The sequence below is a fragment of the Citrobacter sp. T1.2D-1 genome (assembly GCF_950098555.1).
GTDB classification, from domain to species: domain Bacteria; phylum Pseudomonadota; class Gammaproteobacteria; order Enterobacterales; family Enterobacteriaceae; genus Citrobacter_A; species Citrobacter_A telavivensis.
On the sequence record NZ_CATNHH010000045.1, the window covers coordinates 178,752 to 194,800 of the forward strand.

Genomic DNA, 16,049 nt, shown 5'->3' on the forward strand with positions numbered 1-16,049 from the left:
ACCTCTTGATATTAATTAAAAGCAATCACTCGCCATAATATTGCTTTAAGTTTCTTTCGTAGCTATTTAACGAGTTGTGGACAACGGCAAGGTCCGGCATTGATTCGCGTACGCCTTTTTTTTCTATTGAAATTGCGGCAGTCAGGCTGGCAAATAAAATAATATTATCAATATGCCATGAGTAATGAACACCGTAGGTAAAGGCTCCGTGGAATACATCTCCTGCCCCCGTGGTATCAACGGCGTTGCACAGCCAGGCAGGTACAATTTGCAGCATCCCATTTTTTAATAGTGCACAACCCTTTTCCCCGAGCGTAATAAATGCTTCCCCGCGACAAATTTTATTTAACTCGATAAGTGCTGCTTTAATTTCCGCTTCGGTACTCAGCGCGTGGTATCCCATATAGTCACGGGCAAAATGCTCGCTGACCACAAAGTAATCGGTCCAGGCCGCGAGTTTAATATTACTGTCACGCAATGAACCGCCATCCATAACCACTCGCGCCGAGGGGAGTTTCTTAATTAAATACTCACTGATTTCTGCTTCATGACCATCAATTAATAGCGTTACTGGCTCTTCTGATGCAATCAACCGTTCAGCCAGATCGTCAAGCTTGAGCTTCTGGTCATAGGTTAGTGACGGTGGCGTCTGCATTTTACGGGTAATAATCGTCCGCGACCCCGTTAAACGGTTCACCAACACCGATGCCAGCGGCGTGATCATTTCATCTGAGAAGACGACCTGGCTGGTATCGACGCCCGCTTCAGCAAACTCATCGATAATACGCCGGCCGTAAAGGTCCTGGTTCAGATGACCGATGTAATAAACATCTTCGCCCCATAATCCCAGTAGCCACGCTGCGTTTGCTGCCGGACCGCCGCCACTTTCAATAAAGTCATGGCAGAAATTCTTTGTATTTTCCTGCGGCCATTCGTTCAAAAAGAAAAACTGATCAAAACATGAAAACCCAATGGACAAGATAGCCATAACAACTCCTGATTATTTTGTCAGCTGCGGGAAGAGATCCCTTCCCGCAGGGAAAAATGAAACTGCTTATTCATTTTTCTTATCCGCAGTGAGCTCCTCATAGCTGAGTGTGTCACCGACCACGCGAACCGAACGGAAGCAGAATGGCACCAGCAGTGCGATGATAAGCGCCAGACAAATCAGATAGATAGTGATCTGTCCAAACTGGGTGAAGGCGTTACCGATAATAATTCCCCACACCGCGAAGTCAAAGTCAGCGAAGGTGCTGTTTTCAAAACCCAGGTTACCCAGGGCCGGAAGCAGCATGGCTGGCAGGAATGCAAGGAATATGCCGCCGATAAAGGAAGCGATGATGCAGCCGCGTTTACCGCCAAGCTTGTCGGCGAATACCCCGGAAGTCCCGCCGCAGAAGAAGTGCGGGACCATGCCCGGAATAATCAGCGCCATCCCCAGTCCGCCCAGCATGAGCATACCGACCAGACCGCCAACGAATGAGCTGATAAAGCCCACGACGACTGCGGTTGGGCTAAAGGTGAAGAAGACCGCGCAGTCAACGGCAGGGATCGAGTCAGGTATCAGCTTCTGGCTAATCCCCTGGAATGCCGGAACCAGATCGCCGAGGATCAGTCGCACGCCGTTGTAGACGATGGCGACGCCAACCGCGAACTGCAGACCGGTAAGGATAGAGAAGATCAACATGTTCTGGTCCGTTATCGTACGTAGATATTCAGTGCCGGCGACGGCGCTGCATACAAAGTAGATAATGAACATCACAATCCCGGTAGTAACCGTGGTATCGCGCAGAAAGCCCCACTTTTCTGAGATTTCAGTATCAGCGAATGAGTTTGCCGGGTTACCGGTTTTCGTGGCGATCCAGGCGGAGATGTAATAGCCCAGGGAGCCAAAGTGCCCCATCGCAATACCACCGTCTTCAGTCACCTGTTTGGTATACCGCTGACCGATTGCCGGGGAAATGGCAGACCATGAGCCGAGCAGGAAACCACCAATTAACACCAACATCCAGCCGCGGAATTCTGCTGCCTGTAGTACCGCAGAGAACAGACACGCCAGAAAGAAAGAGTGGTGGCCGGTCAAAAAGATATATTTGTATTTAGTACAGCGAGCAATAATGAGGTTAAAAATAAAGCCTAACAGCAAAATGCTCATGGTTTCCACACCCAGCACCTTCTGCGCGACGGAAACAATGGCCTCGTTGTTGGGGATAACGCCGCGAATATTAAATCCGGCTTCGATAATTCCGCCAAGCGGGTTCAGGTTGGCAACGATAACACCAGCACCTGCACTTAACATTAAATACCCTAAAATAGGCTTTAAGGTACCGGTGAGCAATTTATTCCCCGGGGAGCGCAGCGCCACTAAACCGACAAATGCGATAATCCCCATCAGGAATGCGGGTTGGCTAAATATTTCTGATAAGAAACTAAGAATAGCCTGCATGATCGTTCCCTCAATAATGATTAAGAGTGAGTTGCAGCAATTTTGGTGAGTGCTTCGGTAATATCTTCAGCAATTTTCGCTTTGTGCACGTAGCTACGAATAATGGCGACGTTACAGTGCGCAGGAAACTGGTTTGCCAGCTCTTTGATCGTGACATAAAGATCGGCTTTTTCTCCTACGGCGTTTGCGAAATCAACGGAAGCAACGTCGGCTTTGATGCCTAATTCATCACATATTTTTTTGACATTATTCGCAGCCATTAATGAACTGCCAATACCGTTACCACAAACCGTTCTGATAACTAACATAATGACTACTCCATTTGTTTTTGGATGAAATGTAATACTGAATTAATGTCATTCTCCTGTTGAAGAAAGGTCACGATATCGGACTCAATCAGCGAGGCTATCAGTTGGATCATTCTTATATGACTATCGGCATCCGCGCCAGCGATGGCGATGATGACATAAACCGGATCAAACTCCTCATGACCAAAGGCGATCGGTTGTTGACTGGTGACTAAAGAAAATCCGGTTAGCAATGCGCCTTTTTCTGGCCGGGCATGGGGCATCGCCAGGCCTGAGTCGATAACAATGGCGGAACCGAAATCCCGGTAGACCTTAACCATTTCACCGACATATTCCGGGCGACAAATATTTTGCCGGACCAGTAACGAGCCCGCCAATTCGATAGCCTGTTCGGGGCTGGAAATATTCTGCTTAAGCGTAATCAGTCCAGGGTTAAAAATAATGTCCATCATCCGATCCTTAATGCGTTCATATTTCTGAACTCGATCATGGCCAAATATATCAACAAAAATTATGGGTCAGATCACATATGGATTTTTAAATGTTGAAGTCGATCACACCAGAGGAATGTTGGAATTATTTTATCGACAAACGGATTATTTTTTATATTGTTTTATATCAATGAGTTGCGTTGATTTCTTTTCTCGCGGAAGAAACGGAAAGTAAAGATAAGCCGTCAAATGTCTGAATTTAAAATGAAGTAATGTGGCCTTAATCACAAATAATGAGGTGTTTTTTTCACAAAGTTTGAACGAGTTGGCAAAAAACAGGCCGAATGGCGATTTTAGTCATTTACGATATCAATATTTGTAGGACGATGGGTTAAAAAGGTGTTGCGAGAAGGTAAGGCCTGGCGGTCAGAAAACAAAAAAGGCTCGCCGTGGCGAGCCTTTTCTTTAATTCATATCGATTACAGGTTGGAGACGTTTTCGGTCAGGTATTTTGCAACGCCGTCCGGAGACGCGTTCATACCTTCTTTACCTTTTTCCCACTGTGCCGGGCAAACTTCGCCGTGCTCTTCGTGGAACTGCAGCGCATCAACCATACGCAGCATTTCGTCGATGTTACGACCCAGCGGCAGGTCGTTAACGACCTGGTGGCGAACCACGCCGTTTGCGTCGATCAGGAAAGAACCACGCAGCGCAACGCCCGCTTCCGGGTGCTCGATGCCGTAGGCTTTCTGAATTTCACGCTTAACGTCAGCAACCATTGCGTATTTCACTGCACCGATGCCGCCTTTGTCGACAGGGGTGTTACGCCATGCGTTGTGGACGAATTCGGAGTCAAAAGAAACGCCAACCACTTCAACGCCGCGCTTCTGGAATTCTTCGTAACGTTTGTCGAACGCGATCAGTTCAGACGGGCAAACGAAAGTGAAGTCCATTGGCCAGAAGAACAGAACGGTCGTTTTGCCGTTGGTGTGCTGTTTGAAATTGAAGTTTTCAACAATCTCACCGCTACCGAGTACCGCAGCTGCTGTGAAATCCGGAGCCTGACGAGTCACCAGTACCATATTATTCTCCTGCAAAGTTAAGGGGTTTTGGAACGCAACGCGGGCCAGTATAGAAGGTGATGGCGAATAAGACAAAGAGGCGCTGACAATCGTTCAGTGAGCTTTTGCCTATCAATCTGGCCTCTCTACACAAAATCATTCAAGTTGCATCAAGGCGGCAAGTCTGAGAACCCCCAGGAGCTTACTCAAGTAAGTGACGGGGGTGAGCCGACGCAGCCAACGCAGAGGCGGTTTGAAGGATGACGTGTAAATTAAAGCTGCTTGTTTTTCGCCTGCTCCATCATGCGCGGATAAAACTGCCAGAAGCGCGCTTCCAGGGCATCGTAGTGGGTATCCAGGTCGTACCAGGAGTCGCGAAGGGCATCAAGGCGGGGGCGGCGACTGGCCATCCCATTAAGGACATCCTGTATGAAGTCCATATCACGGTAACGCTCCAGCCACTTTTCCGACCACAGGTAGTTATTCAGATTCACAAAACGCGGGGGCGACTCCGGCAGTATAATCTCGACCTGGGCATGGGCGTAACGCACAAAAGCCTGTAAGGGGAAGTCCGGGGAGAGTTGCGCCCAGTGGCGTGAGAGAAAATGATCCCACATCACGTCGAGCGTGATGGGTGCGACGCGACGCGTTTCGCTGCGAAACCATTCGCGCGCCTCGCGGACCTCCGGCAGGTTGTCGGTCATCACATCGATTCGACGATGCATAAAAATACCGTCCACCACATCAGGCGCAAAGTTCGATTGCGGATTTCCCCGCACAAAATCGGCCAGCAGATTGCCGGAAAGTGAGCTGTCAGCGAGATGTGCAAGATGTAGGTGAGCTAGAAAATTCATAATACTCGTCATACTTCAGGTTGCAGGTGTGTTGGCTTCCTTCGTTCTTCCCGGTCACTTAGTTTACTAAGCTCCCGGGCATTCTCTCAGTTGCCGCCTTCCTGCAACATGAATTATTTAGAGTATTATAACTCTACTGCGGGGTAAAGGTTGCAGGGAGAGCGCCCCGGCACTAGACTACCCGCCTCTTATTTTAGTCCGAGTCAGTGTCATGCGCGTTACCGATTTTTCCTTTGAATTACCCGAATCCCTGATTGCCCACTACCCACAGCCGGAACGCAGTAGCTGCCGTTTGCTGTCGCTGGACGGGCCGACGGGCGCGCTGACGCATGGTACTTTCACCGATCTGCTCGATAAGCTCAACCCTGGCGATCTGCTGGTCTTTAATAATACCCGTGTGATCCCGGCACGTCTGTTTGGTCGTAAAGCCAGCGGCGGCAAGATTGAAGTCCTCGTTGAGCGCATGCTGGATGATAAACGTATCCTCGCGCATATTCGCGCCTCCAAAGCGCCGAAACCGGGCGCAGAACTCCTGCTTGGCGATGATGAAAGTATCAATGCGACGATGACGGCCCGCCACGGCGCGCTGTTTGAAGTCGAATTTAACGACGCGCGTCCGGTTCTGGATATTCTCAATGCTATCGGTCATATGCCGCTGCCGCCGTACATCGACCGTCCGGATGAAGACGCCGACCGTGAGCTTTACCAGACGGTGTACAGCGAAAAACCCGGCGCCGTAGCCGCGCCGACCGCAGGCCTGCACTTTGACGAACCGCTGCTGGACAAACTGCGCGAGAAAGGCGTTGAGATGGCGTTTGTGACGCTGCACGTCGGCGCGGGGACGTTCCAGCCGGTGCGTGTGGATACCATTGAAGACCACATCATGCACTCTGAGTATGCGGAAGTGCCGCAAGAGGTGGTGGACGCGGTGCTGGCGGCGAAAGCGCGCGGAAATCGGGTGATTGCGGTGGGCACAACCTCGGTACGTTCTCTGGAGAGCGCAGCGCAGGCGGCAAAGAACGCGCTCATTGAACCGTTCTTTGGCGACACACAGATCTTCATCTACCCAGGTTATCAATACAACGTGATTGATGCATTGGTGACCAACTTCCATTTGCCTGAGTCGACATTGATTATGCTGGTCTCGGCGTTTGCTGGTTATCAGCATACGATGAATGCCTACAAGGCGGCGGTAGAACAAAATTATCGCTTTTTTAGCTACGGAGACGCGATGTTTATCACGTACAATCCGCAAGCTTTGAATGAACGCGTTGGGGAATAAATCCGCAGCGCTGGTTGACACGTTGGACTGTTTTTCTGACGTACTGGAGAAAAAATGAAATTCGAACTGGATACCACCGACGGACGTGCCCGCCGTGGCCGCCTGGTGTTTGATCGTGGCGTAGTGGAAACGCCTGCTTTTATGCCCGTAGGGACCTACGGCACCGTTAAAGGCATGACGCCGGAAGAAGTTGAAGCGACCGGCGCGCAAATTATCCTCGGTAATACCTTCCATCTCTGGCTGCGTCCTGGTCAGGAGATCATGAAACTGCACGGCGATCTGCATGACTTTATGCAGTGGAAAGGCCCGATTCTGACCGACTCCGGTGGTTTCCAGGTCTTCAGCCTGGGTGATATTCGTAAGATAACCGAACAGGGCGTGCACTTCCGCAACCCGATCAACGGCGATCCGATTTTCCTCGATCCAGAAAAGTCGATGGAGATTCAGTACGATCTCGGTTCCGATATTGTCATGATTTTTGACGAATGCACGCCGTACCCGGCGGACTGGGACTATGCTAAACGATCGATGGAGATGTCACTGCGCTGGGCGAAGCGTAGCCGCGACCGTTTTGACGGCCTGGGCAATAAAAATGCGCTTTTCGGCATCATTCAGGGCAGCGTTTACGAAGATTTACGTGATATCTCGGTGAAAGGTCTGGTAGAGATTGGCTTTGATGGCTACGCTGTCGGCGGTTTGGCTGTGGGCGAGCCCAAAGAGGACATGCACCGTATTCTGGAGCATGTTTGCCCACAAATTCCGGCAGATAAACCGCGTTACCTGATGGGCGTCGGTAAACCAGAAGATCTGGTTGAAGGCGTGCGTCGCGGCATCGACATGTTTGACTGTGTGATGCCAACCCGCAATGCCCGTAATGGTCACCTGTTCGTGACGGATGGCGTGGTGAAAATTCGCAATGCGAAGTATAAGAGCGATACCGGCCCACTCGATGCTGAGTGTGATTGCTACACCTGTCGCAATTATTCACGTGCCTACTTGCATCATCTTGATCGTTGCAACGAAATATTGGGCGCGCGACTCAACACGATTCATAACCTGCGTTACTACCAGCGTTTGATGGCGGGTTTACGCAAGGCTATTGAAGAGGGTAAATTAGAGAGCTTCGTGACCGAGTTTTACCAACGTCAGGGTCGACCGGTTCCACCTTTGAACGTTGATTAATTTTAATAATGAGGGAATTTGAATGAGCTTTTTTATTTCTGATGCGGTAGCGGCAACAGGTGCTCCGGCGCAGGGCAGCCCGATGTCTCTGATTCTGATGCTGGTGGTGTTTGGTCTGATTTTCTATTTCATGATCCTGCGCCCACAGCAGAAGCGCACCAAAGAGCATAAAAATCTGATGGCCTCCATCGCGAAAGGTGATGAAGTCCTGACTAACGGTGGCCTGGTAGGTCGAGTAACCAAAGTTGCAGAATCTGGTTACATCGCTATCGCACTGAACGATACCACTGAAGTGGTTATCAAGCGTGACTTCGTAGCTGCCGTTCTGCCGAAAGGCACCATGAAGGCGCTGTAATAGTAACTTTTCCCTAAGGGAACTGCCGTGTTAAACCGTTATCCTTTGTGGAAGTACATCATGCTGATCGTCGTTATTGTCGTCGGTCTGCTGTATGCGCTTCCCAACCTGTATGGTGAGGATCCGGCCGTTCAAATCACTGGCGCGCGCGGTGTCGCCGCCAGTGAGCAAACGCTGATCCAGGTCCAGAATACGTTACAACAAGAAAAAATTACCGCTAAGTCTGTGGCACTGGAAGAGGGCGCGATTCTTGCGCGCTTCGACACCACCGATACCCAACTGCGCGCACGTGAAGCGCTGGTGGACGTGCTGGGTGATAAATACGTCGTGGCGCTTAACCTTGCTCCGGCAACCCCGCGCTGGTTAGCGGCCATCAAAGCAGAACCGATGAAACTCGGTCTTGACCTGCGTGGCGGCGTTCACTTCCTGATGGAAGTGGATATGGATACCGCGCTGGGTAAACTCCAGGAACAAAATATCGACAGCCTGCGCAGCGATCTGCGTACAGAAGGCATCCCGTATACCACCGTTCGTAAAGAAGACAATTACGGTCTGAGCATTAACTTCCGTGATGCCAGTGCGCGTGATAAAGCGATTGCTTACCTCAGCAAGCGTCACCAGGATCTGGTTATCACAAGCCAGGGCAGCAATGCGCTGCGTGCGGTGATGACCGATGCCCGTCTGAGCGAAGCGCGTGAATACGCGGTACAACAGAACATCAACATCCTGCGTAACCGTGTGAACCAGTTGGGCGTTGCCGAACCGGTGGTACAACGCCAGGGCGCGGATCGTATCGTGGTCGAACTGCCGGGTATTCAGGACACGGCGCGTGCGAAAGAGATTCTCGGCGCGACGGCAACGCTGGAGTTCCGTCTGGTCAACACTAACGTTGATCAGTCTGCGGCGGCCTCTGGTCGCGTACCGGGCGATTCCGAAGTGAAACAGTCGCGCGAAGGTCAGCCAGTCGTGCTGTACAAACGCGTGATCCTGACCGGTGACCATATCACTGACTCCACTTCAAGCCAGGACGAATACAACCAACCGCAGGTGAACATCTCGCTGGATAGCGCAGGTGGCAACATCATGTCTAACTTCACTAAGGACAACATCGGTAAACCGATGGCGACCCTGTTTGTGGAGTATAAAGACAGCGGTAAAAAAGATGCGAACGGTCGTGCGGTACTGGTGAAACAGGAAGAGGTGATTAACATCGCCAACATCCAGTCTCGTCTGGGTAACAGCTTCCGTATTACCGGGATCAACAACCCGAACGAAGCGCGTCAGCTCTCTCTGCTGCTGCGTGCCGGTGCGCTGATTGCGCCGATTCAGATTGTTGAAGAACGGACCATCGGTCCAACTCTGGGGATGCAGAACATCAAGCAGGGTCTGGAAGCGTGTCTGGCCGGTCTGGCCGTATCCATTCTGTTCATGATTCTGTTCTACAAGAAATTTGGTCTGATTGCGACCAGCGCGCTGGTTGCTAACCTGGTGCTGATTGTCGGCATTATGTCGCTGCTGCCGGGGGCAACGCTGAGTATGCCGGGGATTGCGGGGATCGTCTTAACCCTTGCCGTCGCCGTCGATGCGAACGTCCTGATCAACGAACGTATCAAAGAAGAGTTGAGTAACGGACGTTCGGTGCAGCAGGCGATCAACGAAGGGTATGCGGGCGCGTTCAGTTCCATCTTTGATGCGAACATTACGACGCTGATTAAGGTCATCATCCTGTACGCCGTCGGCACCGGGGCAATTAAAGGGTTCGCGATTACTACCGGTATCGGTGTGGCGACGTCGATGTTTACCGCGATCGTCGGTACTCGTGCCATCGTAAACCTGTTGTATGGCGGCAAGCGCGTCAAAAAGCTGTCAATCTGAGGAGTGCGAAGTGGCACAGGAATATACTGTTGAACAATTGAACCACGGCCGTAAAGTCATCGACTTTATGCGCTGGGACTACTGGGCTTTCGGCATCTCAGGTCTGCTGCTGGTGTTGGCCATCATCGTGATGGGCGTGCGCGGCTTTAACTGGGGTCTCGATTTCACCGGTGGTACGGTGATTGAAATCACGCTGGAAAAACCGGCTGAGATGGACGTGATGCGCGACGCACTGGAAAAAGCGGGCTTTGTTGATCCGCTTTTACAGAACTTCGGCAGCAGCCACGACATCATGGTGCGTATGCCGCCGACCGAAGGGGCAAACGGCGGTCAGGTGCTGGGTAGCAAAGTGTTGAGTGTGATTAACGAATCCACCAACCAGAACGCAGCAGTGAAGCGCATTGAATTCGTCGGACCGAGCGTGGGTGCCGATCTGGCGCAAACCGGTGCGATGGCGCTGCTGGCGGCGCTGATCTCAATCCTGGTCTACGTCGGGATCCGTTTTGAATGGCGACTGGCGGCAGGCGTTGTTATCGCGCTGGCGCACGACGTCATCATCACACTGGGGATCCTGTCGTTATTCCATATCGAGATCGACCTGACAATCGTGGCATCGCTGATGTCCGTTATCGGTTACTCGCTTAACGACAGCATCGTGGTTTCTGACCGTATTCGTGAAAACTTCCGCAAAATTCGTCGCGGGACGCCTTATGAAATCTTTAACGTGTCACTGACCCAGACGCTGCATCGTACGTTGATTACCTCTGGTACGACGTTAATGGTAATCCTGATGCTGTTCCTGTTCGGTGGTCCGGTGCTGGAAGGCTTCTCGCTGACCATGCTGATCGGGGTGTCCATCGGTACGGCGTCATCCATTTACGTAGCATCGGCGCTGGCGCTGAAGCTCGGCATGAAGCGTGAGCATATGCTGCAGCAGAAAGTCGAGAAAGAAGGGGCGGACCAGCCGTCTATTCTGCCGTAAACTGACGTTCAGCCAATGCGTAAAATCCCGGTCATTCGATCGGGATTTTTCTTTTCTACCTTTCTCTTGTTCCGCAAACCCTACTGACACTATGCTGTCAGGAGCCCTGTTTTATCCTCTTCCTGAATTTACCCACACAGGCAGGAGGAACGATGAAAAGCATTATCAATTGGTTTGAAATTCCCGTTACGGATATGGAACGCGCGATTGCGTTTTACGAGCCGGTCATGGGGCTGTCGCTGCGTCGTGAAAAAATGGACGTCGCCGATCTGGCGGTTTTCCCGTATGACGAACCGGCTACCGGCGGTGCGCTGGCGAAGTTTGACGGCATTACACCTTCATTGCAGGGGGCGATTATTTATCTGCATACCGGGGATCTCAATGCCACGCTGGATCGCGTTGCCAGCGCGGGTGGAAAATGCGTGTTTGGCCCGCACGATCTCGGTAAAGGGATCGGCACCATTGCGCTGTTTACCGACAGCGAAGGTAACCGTGTGGGTTTACATCAACCGGCTTAATCACAGAGAGCAATTATGACCCGTCGCGCTGACCGCTTGTTCCAGATAGTACAGATCCTGCGTGGCAGGCGGCTGACAACGGCAGCGCTGCTGGCGGAGCGGCTGGAGGTTTCGGAGCGGACTATCTATCGTGATATCCGTGACCTCTCGCTCTCTGGCGTGCCTGTCGAAGGGGAGGCGGGGAGCGGTTATCGTCTGATGGCGGGGTTTGATCTTCCGCCGCTGATGTTGACGCACCGGGAGTCTGAAGCGCTGATTGCCGCCATTCGTCTGCTGCACACCTGGGGCGGCGATTTGCTCTCCAGAGAACTGGAGTCAGCGCAGGAAAAGGTGCTGGCGATATTGCCGGAAGAAAGCCGGCGCAAAGCCGAGCAGGCGCGCATCTTCGCGCCGGACTTTGGCAGACAACTGCATTCACGCAGCGCGTTCGATGTGATCCACCGGGCGGTGACCACTCAGCAGGTGCTGGCACTGCATTACCGCGACGAAGCGGGGCAACTTTCCTGGCGGGATGTGCAACCGTTAGGGATCTTCTTCGAAGGGAAGTTCTGGCTGTTGGTGGCCTGGTGCGAGCGGCGCGAAGACTATCGCTGTTTTCGTGTCGATCGTTGTTTAAGCATCACGCCGCTCGACAGGCGATTTTGCGAGCGCGCTGACCGTTCGCTCAGTGATTTTTTACGTAAAATCCGCGACGAAACGCACGCATAAAAAAGCCAGCGGTCAGGCTGGCTTTTGCAGGGGAAGGGGCGTTATCAGAAGTTGTAACCGACAACCAGGTAACCACCCCAACCGGTAGAGCGAACGTTGAAGTTGCCTTTACCGAAGTTCAGCTCAGCGTCGTCGTTCCATTGACCACCGTTATGCCAGTAACGCGCCACAACCGAGTAGTGCCAGTGGTCGTAGTTCAGCGCCAGAATATGGCTGGAGGCGATGGAGTCGTTGGTACGCGCTTTATTGCCGTTCAGATCGGAGAAGTCGTTGTCGCCCAGATCGGAACCCCAGTCAAAGTTGGTGAAGCCGATGTAGCTCAGGTTACCGCCCCACAGTTCGGTAATCGGCACGAAGTATTTCACTTTGAAACGGTAGCCGTCCCATTCGTTTTCGTTTGCTGCGCCGTAGTTCTGCCACTGGTACTTGGCGTACACGTTCAGAGACAGGCTCATCGGCAGGCCGGTATCGATATCCGTACCCAGACCCATGTACCAGGTGCTCTGACGGCCATCTTTGTTACGACCCATGTCGTAGATGTAGTTGTTGGCGAAGTACCACTCTTTAAACGGACCAAAGCTCAGGTCAGCACCGGTCAGTTTGTCGATGGAGAAACGCGGTTCGATTTCCATAAACAGCGGAGAACCGTGGTTCCAGATCCCTTTCGCGTCGGTGTTACCGCCGAAGAATACCGGCGCATCCATGTAGCCATAGAAGTCGAACCAGTCTTTTTTCGCGAAAGCTTCATATTCCAGATAGGTATCGTTACGGATCTGCGGTCCGAAACGGGTGTGGTAGCTCCCGACGACGTTGACGCTCTGGTGCCACCAGTCGGAAAGATACTGCGGTTTGTCATTTTCCGCAGCGTTGACGGCGAATGACGAGGAGAGCGCGAGCACGGCACCGGCTGCAAGTAATGTTTTTTTCATATTGTATGCCACTGTTTGAAATCCCTGACGGGAGTGAAAAAGGCGCAAATAGCGTTTCTGAATATTTCGTGTTTCTGCGAGCCTATTATAGAAATCATTGCTCACAAAAATATGTCTTGTTTCACAGTTCTATCATTTACGTAATCGATTGCGTTCACGTTTGCGTACTTTAGCGCGGCGATTGTACTGACTTTCATGCCGATTGCCAACGTTGACAAAAAACGACGTGGATGTCAGAGGAGTAACAAAAGGTAGGGGATGGATGTTGCGGAACGCACAAAACGTTCCGCAGGAAGGTTTATTGCGTAACAGGCTGGATGTCGTGAATACGAACGAATCCTAACCGATCGGGGGTTATGCCATTCAACTGTAGCGGGATGTCTACATCGCTAGGCGCCAGCACGCTGGCCGGGGCATTGATCAACTGATTCTGGACATTTACTTCCTGATAATTGTCAGTTGTTCCCTGAATTTGCCCATACTCAACGGTGCCGCTAAACGCTGGCAGCGGATCGTTTGACTCACCCTGAATACGCAGCGTCACTCGGGTGCCAGCCGCGTTTGGCGCAATGTTGATAAGTGACATGCGCAGGGTACCGATCTGGCTGTTCAGACGCGCTGGCGTATTGGAACCCGGTAGCAGATAAACGCCGCTGCTTGATTTGACGTTCAGACTGTTTTGCTGGGTAATCTTCACGGTTTCCTGATTAAGCTGGTTCATCTCTTTATTGAGCGTCGAAACGCTTTGATGCATCTGGCGCACTTCGCTTTGTTGCGCGCAGGCGCTCAAACTAAAGAGGCTTCCCACCAGGATAATTCTTAGGTAACGTCTTGTCATCTCTCTTATTTCCTGAATTGTGGCGATGACCTAATGGTAGATCGTAAAAGGGACAAAGACATCGATCCATTGTCTCAAAAGCGTTGCGCCTTTGTTGTCACGTCAGTTCAGGTTAAAATAGATTTCTGTTAACCACCTGGTCAGGACGCCGTATGCATTGCCCATTCTGTTTCGCCGTAGACACTAAGGTAATTGACTCTCGTCTTGTGGGCGAGGGCTCTTCAGTACGCCGCCGTCGGCAGTGTCTGGTTTGTAATGAACGTTTCACCACGTTTGAAGTGGCGGAACTGGTGATGCCACGCGTTGTAAAAAGCAACGACGTGCGCGAACCGTTTAATGAAGAAAAGCTGCGCAGCGGAATGCAACGCGCGCTGGAAAAGCGTCCCGTGAGTTCCGACGACGTCGAAATGGCGTTGAATCACATTAAGTCGCAGCTGCGCGCCACCGGCGAGCGTGAAGTCCCCAGTAAAATGATTGGCAATCTGGTGATGGAACAATTGAAAAAACTCGATAAGGTCGCCTACATCCGCTTTGCCTCAGTTTACCGCAGCTTCGAAGATATCAAAGAATTTGGCGAAGAGATCGCTCGCCTACAGGATTAAGCCATGCAGGATGAGTTATACATGGCGCGAGCGCTGAAGCTGGCGCAGCGCGGGCGGTTTACCACCCATCCCAACCCTAACGTCGGCTGTGTGATCGTCAATCAAGGCGAAGTTGTCGGCGAAGGCTATCATCACCGTGCCGGTGAACCGCATGCGGAAGTACATGCCCTGCGTATGGCTGGCGAAAAGGCCAAAGGGGCCACCGCGTACGTCACGCTTGAACCGTGCAGCCATCATGGCCGCACGCCGCCGTGTTGCGACGCGCTGATCGCCGCTGGTGTCTCCCGTGTGGTTGCGGCGATGCAGGACCCCAATCCGCAAGTAGCGGGACGCGGGTTGTATCGCCTGCAACAGGCGGGGATCGAGGTCAGCCACGGGCTGATGATGAGCGAAGTCGAAGCGTTAAATAAAGGTTTTCTTAAACGGATGCGCACCGGGTTTCCGTATGTGCAACTGAAGCTCGGCGCTTCGCTGGACGGTCGCACGGCGATGGCCAGCGGCGAAAGCCAGTGGATAACGTCGCCGCAGGCGCGACGCGATGTTCAGCGTCTGCGTGCGCAAAGCCACGCTATTTTGACCAGCAGCGCGACGGTGCTGGCAGACGACCCGCAGCTCACCGTGCGCTGGTCGGAACTGGGCGAGGCGACGCAGTCGGTTTACCCACAGGATGCCCTGCGCCAGCCGGTGCGAATGGTTATCGACAGTCAGAACCGCGTGACGCCGGAACACCGTTTGGTTCAGCAGCCAGGAGAAACCTGGATTGCGCGCACGAAAGAAGACGGGCGCGCCTGGCCCGATTCGGTCCGCACGATTATGGTGCCGGAGCATAACGGTCATCTGGATCTGGTGGTGCTGATGATGCTGCTGGGCAAACAGCAGATTAACAGTCTGTGGGTGGAGGCCGGGCCTACGCTTGCCGGCGCGCTCTTGCAGGCCGGCGTGGTTGACGAGCTTATCGTTTATCTTGCGCCTACACTGTTAGGCAGTGATGCCAGGGGATTATGTGTGTTGCCAGGGCTTGAGAAACTGGCTGACGCCCCCCATTTCAAATTCAATGAGATACGACAGGTGGGCCCGGACGTTTGCCTGCATTTAACCCCTGCGTGAGGCTTTCCTAATTAGAGGAAGCAGCGCACAGAATATTATGATAAAATCCGCCCCCCTTACGGGGCCATATCGAACCCGAAGGAAGAATATGAACATTATTGAAGCTAACGTTGCTACTCCGGACGCTCGCGTCGCCATCACCATTGCGCGTTTCAACAACTTTATCAATGACAGCCTGCTGGAAGGTGCGATTGACGCCCTGAAACGCATTGGTCAGGTCAAAGATGAAAACATTACCGTCGTTTGGGTTCCTGGTGCCTATGAACTGCCGCTGGCAGCGGGCGCATTGGCGAAAACCGGTAAATATGACGCGGTGATTGCGCTGGGCACGGTAATCCGTGGCGGCACAGCTCACTTCGAATATGTCGCTGGCGGTGCAAGCTATGGCCTGGCGCATGTCGCTCAGGACAGCGAAATTCCGGTCGCCTTTGGCGTCCTGACCACCGAAAGCATTGAACAAGCTATCGAACGTGCTGGCACCAAAGCTGGCAACAAAGGCGCGGAAGCTGCACTGACCGCACTTGAAATGATTAATGTATTGAAAGCCATTAAGGCCTGATTTTTGTAAGGG

General features: G+C 52.3%; 18 protein-coding genes. 10 read left to right on the forward strand and 8 right to left on the reverse strand.

Annotation, left to right across the window (positions count from 1 at the left end; genetic code table 11):
- Window positions 1–25 precede the first annotated feature (25 nt).
- From QQZ17_RS20555 to acpH, 6 genes are all read right to left on the reverse strand, one after another.
- The gene (locus QQZ17_RS20555) at window positions 26–988 is read right to left on the reverse strand and encodes a carbohydrate kinase family protein (protein ID WP_152405671.1); all 963 of its coding nucleotides are present in this window, start codon (window positions 986–988) and stop codon (window positions 26–28) included.
- A 66-nt stretch (window positions 989–1,054) separates the two neighbouring features.
- On the reverse strand, window positions 1,055–2,446 hold the full coding sequence (locus QQZ17_RS20560; protein ID WP_152405670.1) for a PTS ascorbate transporter subunit IIC: 1,392 nt from the start codon (window positions 2,444–2,446) through the stop codon (window positions 1,055–1,057).
- A 20-nt stretch (window positions 2,447–2,466) separates the two neighbouring features.
- A complete protein-coding gene (locus QQZ17_RS20565; RefSeq protein WP_004099415.1) occupies window positions 2,467–2,754 on the reverse strand; it encodes a PTS sugar transporter subunit IIB in 288 nt (95 codons plus the stop codon).
- A 5-nt stretch (window positions 2,755–2,759) separates the two neighbouring features.
- Complete coding sequence (locus tag QQZ17_RS20570) at window positions 2,760–3,203, reverse strand: PTS sugar transporter subunit IIA (protein ID WP_152406385.1); 444 nt, start codon at window positions 3,201–3,203, stop codon at window positions 2,760–2,762.
- A gap of 461 nt (window positions 3,204–3,664) precedes the next feature.
- The gene (locus QQZ17_RS20575; RefSeq protein ID WP_152405669.1) at window positions 3,665–4,267 is read right to left on the reverse strand and encodes a peroxiredoxin; all 603 of its coding nucleotides are present in this window, start codon (window positions 4,265–4,267) and stop codon (window positions 3,665–3,667) included.
- Between the two features lie 251 nt (window positions 4,268–4,518).
- Entirely contained in the window at window positions 4,519–5,100 is a 582-nt protein-coding gene (gene acpH / locus QQZ17_RS20580) for an ACP phosphodiesterase (RefSeq protein WP_152405668.1), read from the reverse strand.
- Between the two features lie 211 nt (window positions 5,101–5,311).
- Between acpH and queA the strand changes: the two genes are divergently transcribed.
- From queA to QQZ17_RS20615, 7 genes are all read left to right on the forward strand, one after another.
- Window positions 5,312–6,382 (forward strand): tRNA preQ1(34) S-adenosylmethionine ribosyltransferase-isomerase QueA, encoded by a 1,071-nt coding sequence (queA, locus tag QQZ17_RS20585; protein WP_152405667.1) that lies wholly within the window; start codon window positions 5,312–5,314, stop codon window positions 6,380–6,382.
- Between the two features lie 54 nt (window positions 6,383–6,436).
- Window positions 6,437–7,564 (forward strand): tRNA guanosine(34) transglycosylase Tgt, encoded by a 1,128-nt coding sequence (gene tgt / locus QQZ17_RS20590; protein ID WP_152405666.1) that lies wholly within the window; start codon window positions 6,437–6,439, stop codon window positions 7,562–7,564.
- Window positions 7,565–7,586: 22 nt separating this feature from the next.
- Window positions 7,587–7,919, forward strand: coding sequence for a preprotein translocase subunit YajC (yajC, locus tag QQZ17_RS20595; RefSeq protein ID WP_042324569.1), 333 nt, complete (start codon window positions 7,587–7,589; stop codon window positions 7,917–7,919).
- A gap of 27 nt (window positions 7,920–7,946) precedes the next feature.
- Window positions 7,947–9,794, forward strand: a complete 1,848-nt coding sequence (secD, locus tag QQZ17_RS20600) for a protein translocase subunit SecD (RefSeq protein ID WP_080949854.1) — start codon at window positions 7,947–7,949, stop codon at window positions 9,792–9,794.
- Window positions 9,795–9,804: 10 nt separating this feature from the next.
- The gene (secF, locus tag QQZ17_RS20605; RefSeq protein ID WP_046476190.1) at window positions 9,805–10,776 is read left to right on the forward strand and encodes a protein translocase subunit SecF; all 972 of its coding nucleotides are present in this window, start codon (window positions 9,805–9,807) and stop codon (window positions 10,774–10,776) included.
- Window positions 10,777–10,928: 152 nt separating this feature from the next.
- On the forward strand, window positions 10,929–11,294 hold the full coding sequence (locus QQZ17_RS20610) for a VOC family protein (RefSeq protein ID WP_152405665.1): 366 nt from the start codon (window positions 10,929–10,931) through the stop codon (window positions 11,292–11,294).
- Window positions 11,295–11,309: 15 nt separating this feature from the next.
- A complete protein-coding gene (locus QQZ17_RS20615) occupies window positions 11,310–12,002 on the forward strand; it encodes a helix-turn-helix transcriptional regulator (RefSeq protein WP_152405664.1) in 693 nt (230 codons plus the stop codon).
- 44 nt (window positions 12,003–12,046) lie between these two features.
- On the opposite strand, the gene QQZ17_RS20620 is transcribed toward QQZ17_RS20615, so the two are convergent.
- Window positions 12,047–12,931, reverse strand: a complete 885-nt coding sequence (locus QQZ17_RS20620) for a nucleoside-specific channel-forming protein Tsx (protein ID WP_152405663.1) — start codon at window positions 12,929–12,931, stop codon at window positions 12,047–12,049.
- 298 nt (window positions 12,932–13,229) lie between these two features.
- On the reverse strand, window positions 13,230–13,769 hold the full coding sequence (locus tag QQZ17_RS20625; protein WP_152405662.1) for a DUF3251 domain-containing protein: 540 nt from the start codon (window positions 13,767–13,769) through the stop codon (window positions 13,230–13,232).
- A 152-nt stretch (window positions 13,770–13,921) separates the two neighbouring features.
- Here QQZ17_RS20625 and nrdR point away from each other — a divergent pair, with 152 nt between their 5' ends.
- The 3 genes from nrdR (at window position 13,922) to ribH (ending at window position 16,037) form a co-directional block, all read left to right on the forward strand.
- Window positions 13,922–14,371, forward strand: a complete 450-nt coding sequence (gene nrdR / locus QQZ17_RS20630; RefSeq protein WP_042324561.1) for a transcriptional regulator NrdR — start codon at window positions 13,922–13,924, stop codon at window positions 14,369–14,371.
- A 3-nt stretch (window positions 14,372–14,374) separates the two neighbouring features.
- Window positions 14,375–15,478, forward strand: a complete 1,104-nt coding sequence (gene ribD, locus QQZ17_RS20635) for a bifunctional diaminohydroxyphosphoribosylaminopyrimidine deaminase/5-amino-6-(5-phosphoribosylamino)uracil reductase RibD (RefSeq protein WP_152405661.1) — start codon at window positions 14,375–14,377, stop codon at window positions 15,476–15,478.
- Between the two features lie 88 nt (window positions 15,479–15,566).
- Window positions 15,567–16,037, forward strand: coding sequence for a 6,7-dimethyl-8-ribityllumazine synthase (gene ribH, locus QQZ17_RS20640; RefSeq protein WP_112024547.1), 471 nt, complete (start codon window positions 15,567–15,569; stop codon window positions 16,035–16,037).
- Window positions 16,038–16,049 lie beyond the last annotated feature (12 nt).